At 67.0% G+C, this 14,227-nt stretch carries 13 protein-coding genes and 1 tRNA gene; 5 read left to right on the plus strand and 9 right to left on the minus strand.

All coding sequences use genetic code 11. The features are described 5' to 3' along the window. Positions 1-18: 18 nt before the first annotated feature. Both AC5RVV_RS11210 and AC5RVV_RS11215 read right to left on the minus strand, forming a co-directional pair. The gene (locus AC5RVV_RS11210) at positions 19-945 is read right to left on the minus strand and encodes an aldose 1-epimerase family protein (protein ID WP_494001472.1); all 927 of its coding nucleotides are present in this window, start codon (positions 943-945) and stop codon (positions 19-21) included. Positions 946-1,029: 84 nt separating this feature from the next. Beyond that, positions 1,030-1,860: a Bax inhibitor-1/YccA family protein gene (locus AC5RVV_RS11215; RefSeq protein WP_493978622.1), complete on the minus strand. Its 831-nt coding sequence runs from the start codon at positions 1,858-1,860 to the stop codon at positions 1,030-1,032. A gap of 299 nt (positions 1,861-2,159) precedes the next feature. On the opposite strand from AC5RVV_RS11215, the gene AC5RVV_RS11220 reads away from it, so the two are divergent. From AC5RVV_RS11220 to AC5RVV_RS11240, 5 genes are all read left to right on the plus strand, one after another. Beyond that, on the plus strand, positions 2,160-2,456 hold the full coding sequence (locus AC5RVV_RS11220) for a GroES family chaperonin (protein WP_494001869.1): 297 nt from the start codon (positions 2,160-2,162) through the stop codon (positions 2,454-2,456). Positions 2,457-2,773: 317 nt separating this feature from the next. Then, on the plus strand, positions 2,774-4,102 hold the full coding sequence (locus AC5RVV_RS11225; RefSeq protein ID WP_494001473.1) for a branched-chain amino acid ABC transporter permease: 1,329 nt from the start codon (positions 2,774-2,776) through the stop codon (positions 4,100-4,102). An 11-nt stretch (positions 4,103-4,113) separates the two neighbouring features. Next, positions 4,114-5,094, plus strand: coding sequence for a branched-chain amino acid ABC transporter permease (locus AC5RVV_RS11230; RefSeq protein ID WP_494001474.1), 981 nt, complete (start codon positions 4,114-4,116; stop codon positions 5,092-5,094). A gap of 74 nt (positions 5,095-5,168) precedes the next feature. After that, the gene (locus AC5RVV_RS11235; RefSeq protein ID WP_494001870.1) at positions 5,169-6,164 is read left to right on the plus strand and encodes an ABC transporter ATP-binding protein; all 996 of its coding nucleotides are present in this window, start codon (positions 5,169-5,171) and stop codon (positions 6,162-6,164) included. After that, positions 6,161-6,931, plus strand: coding sequence for an ABC transporter ATP-binding protein (locus AC5RVV_RS11240; RefSeq protein WP_494001475.1), 771 nt, complete (start codon positions 6,161-6,163; stop codon positions 6,929-6,931). Before AC5RVV_RS11235 ends, AC5RVV_RS11240 begins: the two co-directional genes overlap by 4 nt. Before the next feature lie 306 nt (positions 6,932-7,237). Here AC5RVV_RS11240 and AC5RVV_RS11245 read toward each other — a convergent pair whose 3' ends face one another. The 7 genes from AC5RVV_RS11245 to AC5RVV_RS11275 form a co-directional block, all read right to left on the minus strand. Beyond that, positions 7,238-8,632 (minus strand): ABC transporter substrate-binding protein, encoded by a 1,395-nt coding sequence (locus AC5RVV_RS11245; RefSeq protein ID WP_494001476.1) that lies wholly within the window; start codon positions 8,630-8,632, stop codon positions 7,238-7,240. Positions 8,633-8,776: 144 nt separating this feature from the next. Further along, positions 8,777-8,849, minus strand: a tRNA-Leu gene (locus AC5RVV_RS11250). A 46-nt stretch (positions 8,850-8,895) separates the two neighbouring features. Beyond that, entirely contained in the window at positions 8,896-9,405 is a 510-nt protein-coding gene (locus AC5RVV_RS11255; RefSeq protein WP_494001477.1) for a GNAT family N-acetyltransferase, read from the minus strand. Positions 9,406-9,502: 97 nt separating this feature from the next. Further along, positions 9,503-10,951, minus strand: a complete 1,449-nt coding sequence (locus AC5RVV_RS11260) for an NAD(P)/FAD-dependent oxidoreductase (protein ID WP_494001478.1) — start codon at positions 10,949-10,951, stop codon at positions 9,503-9,505. 78 nt (positions 10,952-11,029) lie between these two features. Beyond that, on the minus strand, positions 11,030-12,472 hold the full coding sequence (locus AC5RVV_RS11265) for a S8 family serine peptidase (RefSeq protein WP_494001479.1): 1,443 nt from the start codon (positions 12,470-12,472) through the stop codon (positions 11,030-11,032). Positions 12,473-12,521: 49 nt separating this feature from the next. Continuing rightward, the gene (locus AC5RVV_RS11270) at positions 12,522-13,472 is read right to left on the minus strand and encodes a Ppx/GppA phosphatase family protein (RefSeq protein WP_494001480.1); all 951 of its coding nucleotides are present in this window, start codon (positions 13,470-13,472) and stop codon (positions 12,522-12,524) included. Continuing rightward, positions 13,472-14,179, minus strand: a complete 708-nt coding sequence (locus tag AC5RVV_RS11275) for a DUF501 domain-containing protein (RefSeq protein WP_494001481.1) — start codon at positions 14,177-14,179, stop codon at positions 13,472-13,474. The genes AC5RVV_RS11270 and AC5RVV_RS11275 overlap by 1 nt, the downstream gene beginning before the upstream one ends. Positions 14,180-14,227 lie beyond the last annotated feature (48 nt).

Consider the following 14,227-nt stretch of genomic DNA (forward strand, 5'->3'; position numbering starts at 1 on the left):
TGTGACCCAGCCGTGCGTTCAGTGAAGCTGCGCCGTAATGCCCCAGCTCCCGCCGACCGTTGCACCGGGCTCCAGCCATTGAAGCCCCCAGCCGGAATTGAAGCTGTTGGCGGGTGCCGTCATCGGTTCCACCGCGACGGCGCGGTCCCGGCCCGGATATTTTGTGGTCACGAGGATATGGACGTAGGGGAAGGTTTCATCCTGCCACAACGCGACCGCCGACCCACTCTCCGAGGCGAGGGTGGTCACGGCGCGGCCGCCCGGGCCGGCGGACAGGGCGGTGTAGCCGTGATCGAGGTCCAGCTCCGCCAGCCGGCTTCCGCCGCGCAGGTCGCACTGGCCGGTGACCGGCACATCGGCCGTCGGAATCATGGTGTGCCGGTCCGTCGGAAAGTACCGCGCCGCCGGCACGGTCAAGGTCAGCCGGTCGGCGGGTTCGTCTCCGAGCCGGATGAAGGGATGCGCGCCCAGTGCGACAGGTGCGGCGGCCGCGGACAGGTTTTGCAGTTCCTGCCGGACGGTCAGGTCGCCGGCCTGGTCCAGGGAGTATTCGGCAACGTGGCTGAGCCGGAAGGGGTAGCCGTGCTGGGGGAAGATCTCTGCCTGCAGCACTACCGCTGACCCGCTGCGGTCGACCAGCCGGTAGCCGGTGTTGCGGAGCAGCCCGTGGATGGCGTGGCCGCGGCTCGGTTCGGTGATGTCCAGTTGCTGTACGGCGCCGTCGAGTTCCCAACGGCCTCCGTCCACCCGGTTGGGCCAGGGCGCCAGCAGGATGCCCGAGGCCGAGGGTGGGATGCGGTCGTCGCCGAAGGTCTCGGTCAGCTGCACGCCCTGTTTTTCGAAGAGCCGGAGGCAGCCCGCCAGTTCGGTAACCACGGCCCGCGACCCGGCGCGCCGCAGTTCAAACTGCTCGCCGGTCGCTGCCCGGCTGCGCTGGCCCGTCATGGTTCCACCGTAGCGGGTCGCCGCTTAAACAGCCGACCCCGGCGCAGGGGCCGGGGTCGGTTGCTTGGTCAGGAGAACCGCTAGTTACTCGTCGCCGCGGAGGATGGCGAGCAGGCGGAGGATTTCCACATAGAGCCAGACCAGGGTCACGGTCAGGCCGAAGGCGGCGGTCCAGGAGTACTTGCGGTCCACGCCCTGCCGGACGCCCTGCTCGATCGAGGTGAAGTCGACGATCAGGGAGAACGCGGCCAGGCCGATGGCCAGCAGGCCGATGATGACACCCAGCGGGATGCCCATGATCTCAACGCCGCGCATGCCCCACTGGTTGTCCAGCACGCCGAACCACATCAGGCCCAGGTTGACCAAGGAGAAGAGCGCGTAGCCGATCAGCGCGATCATGAAGAAGCGCATGGCCTTGGGGGTGGCGCGCACCTTGCCGCTCTTGAACAGGGCCAGCGTGACGGCGAAGACGCACACGGTGCCCAGCACGGCCTGCGGGGCCACGCCGGGGTACATGGAGTCGATGACCATGGACAGGGCGCCGACGAACAGGCCCTCGGCGGCGGCGTAGGCCAGGATAAGGCCCTTGGACGGTTCCCGCTTGAAGGCGTTGACCAGCCCGAGCACCAGGCCGGCGATCATGCCCGGAATCAGCAGGATCGGGAACATCCAGCCGATCGCACCGCCGACGACTACCAGGGACAGGCAGGCAAGGGTCTTGAGGATGACGTCGTCATAGGTCATCCGGCCGGTCTGGGCGGGGCCCGCCGACGGCTGGTTGTACAGATCCTGCAGCTGCTGGCTGGAAAGCTGGGTCTGGCCGGCGAGCACGGCGGAGCCGGCTCCGGCAGGGCCCGCGGGCGAGCCGCGGAACGCCTTCGGGTTGTTGAAAACCGGATTTCCTCCGATTGCCATCTTGTTGTCCTCCATCGTCAGGGGGCGAGCTATTGCTTAGACTACCAATCCCAACGAACAACACGGCAGAAAATTCCTTGACCGGCCGGTGAACCCGGGTCGGGCCCCGGCGCCGCCCTCCGGCGGCCTTCCTGGGCAGTAACCTGCGTCGGCAGCAGCGCCGCCCTGCGGCAGCATCGCGGCCGACGCGCCTGCAGCCCCGCGGCCGGGCCCGCCTGCCCGGGTAGAATGCTGGAGTGACGTCCCGCAGTCCTTCCAACGCGCCCCGCTCCTCCGCCCGCGCCAAGCTGCCCCTGCGCATGCTTCATGACCGCATCCTCGTGGCTCCGGACCAGGACGGCAGCGAGCGCCGTTCGTCCTCGGGAATCGTCATTCCGGCCACCGCCGTCATGGGCAAGCGCCTCGCGTGGGCCGAGGTAGTCGCCGCCGGCCCGCACGTGCGCCAGGTAGCGGTCGGCGATCGCGTGCTCTTCGACCCCGAGGACCGCGCGGAAGTCGAAGTCAACGCCGCCGACTACACCCTGCTCCGCGAGCGCGACGTCCATGCCGTCTCCCAGCCCGAGGAAGCGGACAGCGGCACGGGGCTCTACCTGTAGATCTCTGCCTGTAAATTCGGGCCCTTCCTGCCGTTCCCGGGCGCCCTGCCTGAAGCTTCCCGCAGGGACCCCTCTGGTTTTCCGCGGGGTTGCCGGCATCCGGTAGCCCGCCTGTTCCCTGAGGTCGATACGTTTCATCGATGCTAAACGACGGCTTCACAGTTGTTACCTGATCGCGACAGAACGCACCTTCCCGCCGCCCGTGACGCAGGTAACATAAACGACACGTCCGTGATTTCCGTCACAGACGCTGTCAGCGCCTGCCGGTGATCCGGCGGACCGCACCCCCCACTGTGGAGGTTCATATCTTGATCGCGATGCCGAAGCTCGTTCGGCCATTGGGGACATTGCTCGCCTTACTGGCGATCATCGCGGGCATTATCTTGTCCGCGCCACCCTCACTGGCTTCGACCACCTCACCTGAACCCACGCCCGGCGCGACGACGACGGGGACCGCGCCGGCGGAACCCTTCCGCGACACGATCAGCGGCGTCCTGCGCAATGCCGACGGCCCCGTCGTGGGGGTCCGGATCACGGCGACGGGCGAAGGATTCACCGGCGAGGCGACCACCGGCGAAAACGGGTCCTGGTCGATCGGTGTCCCGAAACGTGGCACATACCAAGTCGAAGTGGACGTCTCGACCTTCCCGGAGGGAGTAGAGCTCGCCGAAGGCACGCCGAATCCGCGGAAAGTCACCTTCACGAACACTTCCAATGCCGCGGCCATCTTTCCGCTCGGTGAAGGCATTGTGCTCCAGGGCGCCGGTTTCGGGGAGATCTTCGTCGAGCGTCTCATTGCGGGCCTGAGCTTCGGCCTGCTGCTGGCCCTGGCCTCGGTGGGGTTGTCCCTTATCTACGGCACCACCGGACTCACCAACTTCGCGCACGGCGAGATGGTCACCGCCGGCGCGGTGCTGATGTTCGGCTTCGCGCTTGTCGGCCTTCCGGTGTGGCTGGCCATGCTGTTGGCCATTGTCCTGGGCGGCGCGTTCGGCTGGGCACAGGATGCCTGGCTGTGGAAGCCGCTGCGTCATCGGGGTACCGGGCTGATCCCCATGATGATCATCAGCATCGGCCTGGCCCTGGCTGCCCGCTATGTCATCCAGTTCAACTTCGGCGGCGCCACGCAGCAGCTGCCGCAGGCCCGAAGCCCCATCCTGGAATTCGGCGAGATTTCGATCAGCCGCAACACGCTGCTCTCGTTGATCGTCAGCCTGATAGTGATCATCCTGATTGCCATGCTGTTGCTGAAGACCCGGCTGGGCAAGGCCACCCGGGCGGTCGCGGACAATCCCGCGCTGGCGGCGGCCTCCGGTATCGATGTTGACGGCGTCATCCGCATCGTCTGGACGGTCGGCGGGGTGCTGGCCGCGCTGGGCGGCATCCTCTGGGCGTATTACCGACCCGGTGTCACGTTCAACATGGGCCAGCAGATCCTGCTGCTCGTCTTTGCCGGCGTCATCCTCGGCGGCCTGGGCACCGTGTTCGGCGCCCTGGTCGGCTCGGTGATCGTCGGCATGTTCGTCGAACTGTCGACGCTCTGGCTGGAAGCGGACCTGAAATACGTGGGCGCCCTGCTGATCATGATCGTCGTCCTGCTGTTCCGGCCACAGGGCATCCTGGGCCGTCGAGAGCGCGTGGGTTAGGAGGCAACACCATGGATTTCCTGAATATATTCACCAACGCCCTGGGCGAAATCATCAGCCCGACGACGGCCGCCTACGCCCTGGCGGCACTCGGGCTGGCCGTCCACTTCGGCTATTCCGGCCTGCTGAACTTCGGCCAAGCCGGTTTCATGGCTATCGGTGCCTACGGCTTCGCCATCCCCACGCTCGAATGGGGCGTGCCGTTCTTCGTCGGCGTCTTGATAGCCCTGATCGGCTCGGTGATCTTTGCGCTTCTGCTGGGCATCCCCACGCTTCGGCTCCGGGCGGATTATCTGGCCATCGTTACGATCGCCGCGGCGGAGATCATCCGGTACGTGGTCACCACCAACGACCTGACGGACATCACCGGTTCGGCCAACGGCCTGGCTGCCTTCGAAGGCGGGTTCTTCGCCCTGAACCCGTTCCCGCAGGGCGCCTACAATTTCGGCCTGGTGACCCTGAACGAACGCGGCCTCTGGATCCGCGTCGTCGGCTGGGGTTTGGTGGTGATCTGCTGCCTGCTGGTCTTCCTGCTGATGCGCAGCCCGTGGGGCCGGATCCTGAAAGGCATCCGCGAGGACGAGAACGCGGTGCGGGCCTTGGGCAAGAACGTGTACTCGTACAAGATGCAGGCCCTCATCATCGGCGGCCTGTTCGGAACAATGGCCGGCATGGTGTTCACGCTTCCCCGCGGAGCGGTGCAACCAGCCAACTACCAGACGGAGCTGACGTTTTTCCTCTGGACCTGCGTGCTGCTGGGCGGCATGGCCACCGTCCTCGGCCCGGTTATCGGCGCCATGCTCTTCTGGGTAGTCCTCTCGCTGACCCAGGGACTGCTCTACGGTGCCATCGAGGCGGACTACATCACCTTCCTGACAACCACGCAGGCAGGACAGCTCCGCTACATCCTGGTTGGCATCGCCTTGATGCTGCTGATGATCTTCAGGCCCCAAGGCGTGCTGGGCAATAAGAAAGAACTGGCATTCACATGAGCGAACAAGACCGCACCACCGCTGCCGGGGCCACCGCCGTCCCGGAACAGGCAGACCAGCCGGTCACGGACTACATGACGGACACGCGTCCCATTGCTGCCGACGAACCGGGCCCGGGCTGCCGGAAACGGGATCCCATCCTCGTTGCCAAAAACGTGACCCGGCAATTCGGCGGCGTCAACGCCGTGGACGTGGAATATCTCGAGATCCCGCGGCACCAAATTACGGCGCTGATCGGACCCAACGGGGCGGGCAAGACCACCCTGTTCAATTTGCTCACCGGGTTCGATATCCCCCAGAGCGGCGAGTGGTCCTTCGAGGGGCATTCCCTCGCCGGTGTGCCGTCCTACAAGGTGGCCCGCATGGGCATGGTGCGCACATTCCAGTTGACCAAGGTTATGGGAAAGCTCTCCGTCATGGAGAACATGCGCCTGGGTGCCACCGGGCAGTCCGGCGAGAACCTCTTCAAGGCCCTCTTCAAGAACATCTGGGGGCCCAAGGAACGGGAGATCACGGATCAGGCCGACGTCTTGCTGGCCAAGTTCAAGCTCGACACCAAACGGGACGACTACGCAGCATCGCTCTCGGGTGGCCAGCGCAAGCTGCTGGAAATGGCCCGCGCCCTGATGGTCCGGCCCAAGCTGGTCATGCTCGATGAGCCGATGGCCGGCGTCAATCCCGCCCTGACGCAGTCGCTGCTGGAGCATGTCAGAAACCTGAAGGCCGAGGGCATGACCGTGCTGTTCGTCGAACACGACATGCACATGGTCCGCCACATTGCCGACTGGGTGGTGGTCATGGCCGAAGGCCGGATCGTGGCGGAAGGTCCGCCCGGCGTCGTCATGAAGGATCCCGCTGTGATCGACGCGTACCTGGGCGCCCATCACGACGTCGACCTGGGCGACGCCGAAGGCGTCGAAGCGCTGGAGGAAGAGCTGGCGCAGGACGCGGAGTCGGTCGTGGGCACGGATGCCGAGGGCGTCCTGGGCCGCCACATCAGCGAGCAGGATTCCAGCGCGGAAGAAGCAGGCAACGCCGACCGCGGAACCAGAAGGAAGGACCGGCCATGAATGCGCGCCGCATGGAAACGACCCCGCAAGCCGTGGCGCCGGGGGAACCGGTGGTCACCGTGACGGATTTGGTGGCCGGCTATCTGCCCGGCGTCAATATCCTCAACGGCTGCAGCATCGAGGCCCGCCAGGGCGAATTGATCGGCATCATCGGCCCGAACGGTGCCGGCAAGTCAACCCTGCTCAAGGCGATGTTCGGCCTGGTCAAGGTCCATTCCGGCACCGTAGTGGTGCGCGGCCAGGACCTGACCGGGCTGAAAGCGAACAAGCTCGTCAGCCGCGGCATCGGGTTTGTCCCGCAGAACAACAACGTCTTCTCGACGCTGACCATCGAAGAAAACATGGAAATGGGCATGTTCCAACGGCCCAAGGACTTCAGGAAACGCTTCGATTTCGTGGCGGGTATCTTCCCGGAACTGGCCAAGCGGCGCGCGCAGCGGGCGGGCTCGCTCTCCGGCGGTGAACGCCAAATGGTGGCGATGGGGCGGGCCCTGATGATGGACCCGGCGGTGCTGCTCCTGGACGAGCCTTCCGCCGGCCTCTCTCCGGTCAAGCAGGACGAGACGTTCCTGCGGGTGCACGAAATTAACCGGGCCGGTGTTTCCGTGATCATGGTGGAACAGAACGCGCGCCGCTGCCTGCAGATCTGCGACCGCGGTTACGTCCTGGACCAGGGCAAGGACGCCTACACCGGAACCGGCCGTGAGCTGCTGAAGGATCCGAAGGTCATCCAGCTCTACCTTGGCACGCTCGCGGACACGGCCTGAGACCCAGCCGCACCGCGACGGCGGCGCCTGTCCCCAGGGGCGGGCGCCGCCTTCGTGTTTGCCCACTGGCCTCAGGGCGCCGCCCGCTGCGCCCAAGCCGGGTGTCCCCGCCGCGTGTGCTGCCCCCTGGCGGGCCCAGGCGGCATGCTCGTCCCCCAACGCCCCGCCCGGCCCGGTCCCAGCGGACCTCTCATGCCGGCACCGCCTTCGCATCCCGCTCCGGAACGTCCGGCCCGGGAGCACGGCAGAGGGCCCCGACCGGAGGCCGGGACCCTCTGCAGTGCTACCCGTGGTGCTGGATCAGCCTTACAGCTGGCCGAACTCCTCGCGCTTCGGCTGCGGTACGTTGGTGTCGTCGTACTCGTAGATGCCGATGTAGGCCTCGGTCGGATCACCGTTCTCGTCGAACGAGATCGGGCCGGAGATGCCGTCGTAATCGATGTCCTTGCCGTCGCGCAGCAGCGTGACACAGCCGGCGAAGTCGAAGCACTTTTCGCCGTCCGCGGACACGCCCTGCATTTCCTTGGCGATGTCCTCGCCCTTGGTGCTTCCGGCAGCCTCGGCTGCCAGGGCCACCAGGTTCACCGCATCGTAGGACTCACCTGCGTAGGAGTAGGAATTGAGCTTATCGTCCATTTTCGCCAGCGCCGCCTGGAAATCTTCCTTGGCGAACGTTCCGGGGATCGTGCCCTGGGCTCCGGCCATGGCACCCGGATCGAGGTCCGCGCTCAGGTCCGAGGTGTTGCCGTCCACCAGGAACATCTGGTCGGGGGTGACTCCCTTGGACAGCAGCAGCGGTGCGATCGACTTGATCTGGTCAAAGGTGATCAGCGCGATCGCGTCGGGCTTGGCGTTGACCACGGCGTCCACCTGCGAGCTGAACTGGGAGTCGCCCTCGTTGAACATCTCGGTGGCCACTACCTGGCCGCCGGCGCCCTCAAACGCCTGCTTGACGTTCTCCGCGAGGCCGGTGCCGTAGGCGTCGTTCAGCACGATCATGCCCAGCGTCTGGGCGCCGCAGGACACCATGTAGCTGCCCAGCGTGCGGCCCTGCAGCACATCGGACGGGGCGGTGCGCCAGTACAGGTTGTTGTCGTCCCAGGTGGTGAAGTCCGGCGACGTGTTCGCAGGGGAAATCTGCACCACGCCCGCGCCGGTAATTTGGTTGATCACCGTCTTGGAGACGCCCGAGGACGCTGCGCCTACGACGGCGCTGACGTCCTCGCTCAGCAGTTCGGTCACGGACTGGGTTGCAATGTCGGTGGTGGTATCGCCGGAGTCTCGCTGGATGGTTTCCACGTCCTTGCCCAGGACGCCGCCGGCCTCGTTGATCCGTTCGACGGCCAGCTCGACGCCCGCGACTTCCGGCGGGCCCAGGAAGGCCAGCGAGCCGGTGGCAGGCAGCAGCGTGCCGATCTTCAGCGGGGTATCGGTGGAGCCCTTCGTCTCCGGAACGGCGGAGGGATCACCCGTCGCGCCTGAGGTGGGGCCAGCGCCCTCTCCCCCCTCGGGACAGACCAAACCGGATGCGCCCGCCGGTGCCGATGTGCCGGCTCCCCCGCCGGTCTCCGAGGGCGTTGACGTGCCCCCGCCGCAAGCCGAGGCAAACAAAGCGATCCCCAATCCGAGCGCGGCCACCCTTCCCGCGCGTGCGGAGTTGGCGCCGGTGCCGAAAAGCACTGCGTTGCGTGTTGCAGTCATGTATGTTTTCTCCTCGATCGAAAGGTCCGCGAACCTTTGATGCGATCACCAGGTATTCCTGATTACAGAGAAAACTAGTCCAATTCGTTGTTGAAAATAAGCGTTTTGGGTTACATCCTTGTAACGCTCGTCACACTTAATCCGTACCCCCGGTGGGACTCGAACCCACACTGGACCGATTTTAAGTCGGTTGTCTCTGCCATTGGACTACGGGGGCCAGCACTCCGGCACCTACCTAGGGTACTTGATGGGCCCGCGCCGGTTCACAATCGCCCGAAGGGTTCGGCGTAGCGGAAAACACCCGCCGGCACCGGCCGGCCGGCCAGCGGGAGGGCCATGAAGTTGGCGCCCCACGACGGATCCGGGGCACCGATGCCCAGTTCGCTGGCTGGCCGATAACCAAACCGCGGATAGTAGCCGGTGCTTCCCAGCAGCACGATCACGCTCTCCCCGGCCGCCTCGGCGCGATGCCGCGTTTCCTGCAGCAGGGCCGCCCCGATCCCTGCACGCTGATGGTTCGGCTCCACGGCAAGGGGCCCCAACCCCAGCGCGGGCTCATCGCCAATCCAGCCGCGGGTGCTGATGACATGGCCAACGACGGCGCCCCCTTCTTCGGCGACGAGCGAAAACTCCGGCAGGAAGCCGTCGCAGCCGTACAACTCGGCCAGCAGCCGGGCTTCCACCGGTTCATCGCCGTCGTCGGTGGCGAAGGCGCGTGCCACCAGCCGGAGCACGGCCGACCGGTCGTCCCGCTGTTCCGTCCTGATCCTCACCGCAGCATTCTATGCGGCCCCGCCCCGCCGGGAGCTCCTTAAATGCAGTGAGGCCCGGGCACCGCCACAGCGGTACCCGGGCCTGATGCTGGTGCGCCTAGCGGCCGGTGGAGGCGAGTTCCTTGTCCGCCTCGGTGCCCTTGGCAGCCCCTGCCGGCTTGGGGGCGTCGGCGGCCTGCGGGCGCGGCTTGGGGGAAGCCGCCTCGCGGAACTGGCGGTACGGAGTCTGCAGGTCGGCAAGGCGAGTGGTGTCGCGGCCCAGGAAGATCGTCCAGAACCAGTTCGAGATCACGCGGATCTTGCGCTCCACCGTCGGCATGGCCATCCCGTGGTAGCCGCGGTGGGCCATCCATGCCGGCCAGCCCTTGAGCTTGATGCCCATAATCTTGGCGACGCCCTTGTTCAGGCCGAAGCCGGCGACTGCGCCCAGATTCTTGTGCTTGTACTCGGTAACGGTACCCACGCCCCAGCGGGCGGCGTAGATGTTCTTGGCGAGACGCTTCGCCTGGCGGATGGCGTGCTGGGCGTTGGGAACGCAGAACCCTCCCACGCCGCCGCCGGTCAGGTCCGGCACGGCGGCGACGTCGCCGGCGGTCCAGGCTCCGTCGATCGGGCCGTTCTCGTCGATGATCTGGAGCGTGGCGTCGGCCTTGATCCGGCCGCGCTCGTCCTGCGGGAAGCCGAAGTTGCGCGCCACGGGGTTCGCCTGGACTCCGGCGGTCCACAGCAGGGTGTCGGCCTCGAAGGTTTCGGCGGGAGTCTTGTCCGGCATGTTGATCAGCTCCAGCACGCCGCCTTCTGCCTTGGCCAGTGAGGTGTTGAGCATGACCTCGATGCCGCGCGAGCGCATGTGCTCGACGACCCATTCGGCCTGGTCTTCGGTGACTTCGGGCATGATCCGGCCCATCGCCTCGACCAGGACGAAGCGCAGGTCTTCCTGGCGCAGCCGCCCGTTCTTCTTGACGGCGGCGCGGGCCAGGTCCTCGATCTCGGTCATGGCTTCAATGCCGGCGAAGCCTCCGCCGACCCCGACGAAGGTCAGCGCGCGGGTCCGCTCCGGCCCCTCCGGGAGCAACGAACCGGATTCGATCCGCTCGAGGACCTTGTTGCGCAGTTCCACGGCTTCTTCGACCGTCTTCAGGCCGATGCCGGCTTCGGCCAGTCCCGGGATCGGGAAGGTGCGGGTAATGGCACCGGCGGCAACGACGACGTCGCGGTAGTCCAGTTCGAAGGCCTCGCCGACGGCGGGGGTGATCACGGCCTTCTTCGCGGCATGGTCGATCGACGTCACCTTGCCGGTGATGAGTTCGGTGTCCCGCAGGTGCTGCCGGTGGTTGACCACCACATGGCGGGCTTCGATGCTGCCGGAGGCGACCTCGGGCAGGAACGGCTGGTAGGTCATGTACGGCAGCGGGTCCACCAGGGTAACGATGCCGCCGTGCCGCTTGACCTTCTTCTGGAGGTTCAGCGCGACGTAAAGACCAACGTAACCGCCGCCGACCACCAGGACGCGCGGACGATCGGACAGAGCAGGAGTGAGTGCCATGCCCTCAGTATAGCCGCTTTTGTGAAACTTTTCACGAAGTACGGACGGCGGGCATAACAGCCCTGAGGCCCGGCAGAATCAGCGCTTGGCCGGCTTCCGGATCTCTTCCCGGATCGGCGGGATGAAGTCCGTGTTTGCTTCCTCGACCGCCGACGTGCCCTGCCGCACGGCCTTGCGCGTGCGCAGGGTCTGGACGGCGCCCAATACCAGGACGGCGGCGATCAGTCCGCCGAACGAAAACACGAGGACGGCCGGCAGCACCGAGTCTTCGCTGTTCGGGGGAACCGCCACGGGCGTAGTCGGTTCCGGAATATCCGGCGCCTCGGCCTTGGACTGCACCGGAGCCTCCGACTGGGGGGCGGCGGCTTCGCCGCGGCGGTGCACCGTAATCCAATGCGCGATGGAGCCGAGCGGGTTGCCGGCGACCTCCGGCACGTCCGCGTTCAGGGCTGCCTCCGCGTCGAGTACGCCGTAGCCGTAGATCGGATCATGGCCCGGAACACCTGCGTCCTTGGCCGTGCTGACGATGCGGTTGATCACCTGGGCCGCGCTCATGTCCGGGTATTTGGAGCGGATCAGTGCGGCCACACCCGAGACCAGCGGCGTGGCACCGGAGGTGCCGGACCAGTCGGCATAGAGGCCGCCGGGCAGTCCGCCGACCAGGTTTTCGGCCGGTGCCGCAACACCGATGACGATGCTCTGTGCCGAGGCCTCCTGGCTCGCCTCGCCGTCGCGGTTCAATCCGGCCACGGTCAGCACGCCGGGGATGGTAGCCGGGGCGCCGGACTGTTCCGTGCCGCCCGCGCGGTTGCCCGCGGCGGCGACGACCACCACGTCATGCTGTTCGGCGTAGAGGAACGCCGCGTCCCAGCTCTCCGGCCAGGAGGTGCTGGAGCTGGTCAGTGACATGTTGATGACCTGCGCGCCATTGTCCACGGCCCAGCGGACGGCCGCCGGGATCTGCTCGTCGACGCCGATGCCCGAGGGGTTGGGCGTGCCGAGCCAGGTCGACGCCGTCAGGATCTGTGCCTTCGGTGCCACCCCGATCACGCCGTCCGTGCCGGCGCCGATCCCCTCGTCCTTGTGCTTGGACTTGGACTTGGACTCTTTGTCGTTCTTCTTTTTGTCGTCCTTCTTGTCTTTCTCCGGTGCATGGCCGCGTCCGGCCAGCAGGGTGGCAACCAAGGTGCCGTGCTCCGGCGTTTGCCCGATGCCCCGCTGGCCATCGGGATCACCGGAGCCGGATACGTCGGTACCGCCCACCACGGCACCCTTGAGGTCCGGGTGCGTCGCGTCAACGCCGCTGTCGATCACTGCTACCTTGACGCCTTCGCCCTGCGATTCGTCCCAGGCGGCGCGAATCCCATAGGCGTCCAGCCAGTATTCCTTGTCGCGGGTGTCGTCCGCCTGGGCCGGGCCGGCCAGCACCAACGAAGCGAGCACCGCGATCGCCGTTCCCAGCGAGAAGGCCTTCGACGCGGCCGCGCGTCTGGCCGGCCGTTCACTGTCGCGCTGGCGCATGGATGTCCCTTCGTTGGCAAAGCGGTTTGGTCCCCGGAACCCGGGAAGCTCAGTGCGGCAGCCGGGTGGCCGCACTCAGGGCGATTCCGTCAAGAATATCGTGTTCGCTGGCGGTCGCACCGTCCACGCGGCCGCCGGTCAGCGCGGCCAGCCGTCGGGAAACGGTCCGCCAGATGAGCGCGCCGGCGCCGATGACATCGACCCGTCCAGGATGCATGTAGGGCAACGCGGCCCGCTGTTGCCGCGTCATCTCCAAGAGGGAGGTGCACGCAGCATCCAGCCGGGCACCGTCCAGATGCGCCCCGTGGATGGTTTCCGGACGATACTCGGCCAGCTGCAAGGCGTGGGCGGTGACCGTGGTGACGGACCCCGCCACTCCGACCAAGCGGTCGACGTCGGCCAGCGGCACCTCGTCGAGCACGCGCGCCAGGTGTTCTTCGGCGCCCGCCACGGCGTGGGCGATCTCGGCGGCGGTTGGCGGATCCGAGAGCAGGTGCCGCTCGGTAAAGCGGACGCAGCCCATGTCGGTGCTGAGCGCGGCCAGCACCCCGTCGGCGGTTCCCAGCACGAACTCCGTGCTGCCGCCGCCCAGGTCCACCACCAGCACCTTCTCCCCCGGTTGCGGCGCCAGGACGTTGGCGGCGCCCGTGAAGGACAGCTCAGCCTCTTCCCGGCCACTGATCACTTCAGGTTCCACGCCGAGGCGCTGGCGGATGCCGTCGACGAAGACCTGGCGGTTGGCGGCGTCGCGGGTGGCGGAGGTGGCGACAAAGCGCAGGGTTTCGGCACCGTGGCTGCGCAACTGGCCGGCATAGTCCTCCGCCGCCGCGAAGGTCCGCTCCAACGCTTCCGGCGCGAGCGCCCCGGTGGCGTCGACGCCCTGCCCCAGCCGCACGACTCTCATCTCGCGGACCACGTCGGCGAGCCCGCCGTCCTGGACATCGGCGATCAGCAGGCGGATCGAGTTGGTTCCGCAATCGATGGCTCCGACGCGTGCCACTACGACTCGCCTCCGTCAGCCTGGCCGGACGTGGGGCCATCGACGGTGCCGCCGTCGCCGTCCGCCGCCTCCCTGCCGCCGGCTCGCCGGGCCTTCTTCGCGGCCAGCTCCTCGGCCGTCAGTCCCTGCGTCCGGGTGTGCCGGCTTAGATCCCGGGCCGGAGCGATGCCGTCCACATCCCAGGCTCCGGGGCAGTAGCAGCGGTCCGCGGTCCACCATTCCGCGATACGTTCAATCGCTTCGTCGCCCAGCGGATTCACGCCGGGACCTGCGGCCAGCGAATGACCCACTAGGACGTGCAGGCATTTGACCCGCGTGGGCATGCCGCCGGCGGAGACTCCCGCGATTTCGGGCACGTCGCCGATGCCGGCCCGGCTGCCGACCTCGTCGCGGGCCGCCAGGTACTCCTCGTGCGCGCGGCGGTAGGCCGCGGCCAATTCCGGATCCTGCTCCAGCCGTTCGGTCATCTCCGTCATGACCCCTGCGGCCTCCAGCCGGGATACCGCCGACGTGATGACCGGGTGGGTCAGGTAGTACGTGGTCGGGAAAGGGATTCCGTTCCCGAGCCGCGGCGCCGTCGTGGCGACCAGCGGGTTTCCGCAGACGCATCGTGCGCCGATCTCCACGACGTCGCGCACGGGCCTGCCGAGCTGGCGGCTCAGGGTGTCGAGATCGTCGGGGGTGGGGGTGCGCTGAGCGTCGTTCATGGCTCAGTCCTTTCCTGGCGCTGCGGCCCGTGGGGCAGGGCCGTGTGA

The sequence above is a fragment of the Arthrobacter sp. MDT2-34-1 genome, assembly GCF_059091365.1.

What these genes read in the sequence shown, in the direction of transcription:
- AC5RVV_RS11210 (WP_494001472.1), bottom strand. Translation starts at nt 945, where the DNA reads ATGACGGGCCAGCGCAGCCGGGCAGCGACCGGCGAGCAGTTTGAACTG.
- AC5RVV_RS11215 (WP_493978622.1), bottom strand. Translation starts at nt 1,860, where the DNA reads ATGGCAATCGGAGGAAATCCGGTTTTCAACAACCCGAAGGCGTTCCGC.
- AC5RVV_RS11220 (WP_494001869.1), top strand. Translation starts at nt 2,160, where the DNA reads ATGCTTCATGACCGCATCCTCGTGGCTCCGGACCAGGACGGCAGCGAG.
- AC5RVV_RS11225 (WP_494001473.1), top strand. Translation starts at nt 2,774, where the DNA reads ATGCCGAAGCTCGTTCGGCCATTGGGGACATTGCTCGCCTTACTGGCG.
- AC5RVV_RS11230 (WP_494001474.1), top strand. Translation starts at nt 4,114, where the DNA reads ATGGATTTCCTGAATATATTCACCAACGCCCTGGGCGAAATCATCAGC.
- AC5RVV_RS11235 (WP_494001870.1), top strand. Translation starts at nt 5,169, where the DNA reads ATGACGGACACGCGTCCCATTGCTGCCGACGAACCGGGCCCGGGCTGC.
- AC5RVV_RS11240 (WP_494001475.1), top strand. Translation starts at nt 6,161, where the DNA reads ATGAATGCGCGCCGCATGGAAACGACCCCGCAAGCCGTGGCGCCGGGG.
- AC5RVV_RS11245 (WP_494001476.1), bottom strand. Translation starts at nt 8,632, where the DNA reads ATGACTGCAACACGCAACGCAGTGCTTTTCGGCACCGGCGCCAACTCC.
- AC5RVV_RS11260 (WP_494001478.1), bottom strand. Translation starts at nt 10,951, where the DNA reads ATGGCACTCACTCCTGCTCTGTCCGATCGTCCGCGCGTCCTGGTGGTC.
- AC5RVV_RS11265 (WP_494001479.1), bottom strand. Translation starts at nt 12,472, where the DNA reads ATGCGCCAGCGCGACAGTGAACGGCCGGCCAGACGCGCGGCCGCGTCG.
- AC5RVV_RS11275 (WP_494001481.1), bottom strand. Translation starts at nt 14,179, where the DNA reads ATGAACGACGCTCAGCGCACCCCCACCCCCGACGATCTCGACACCCTG.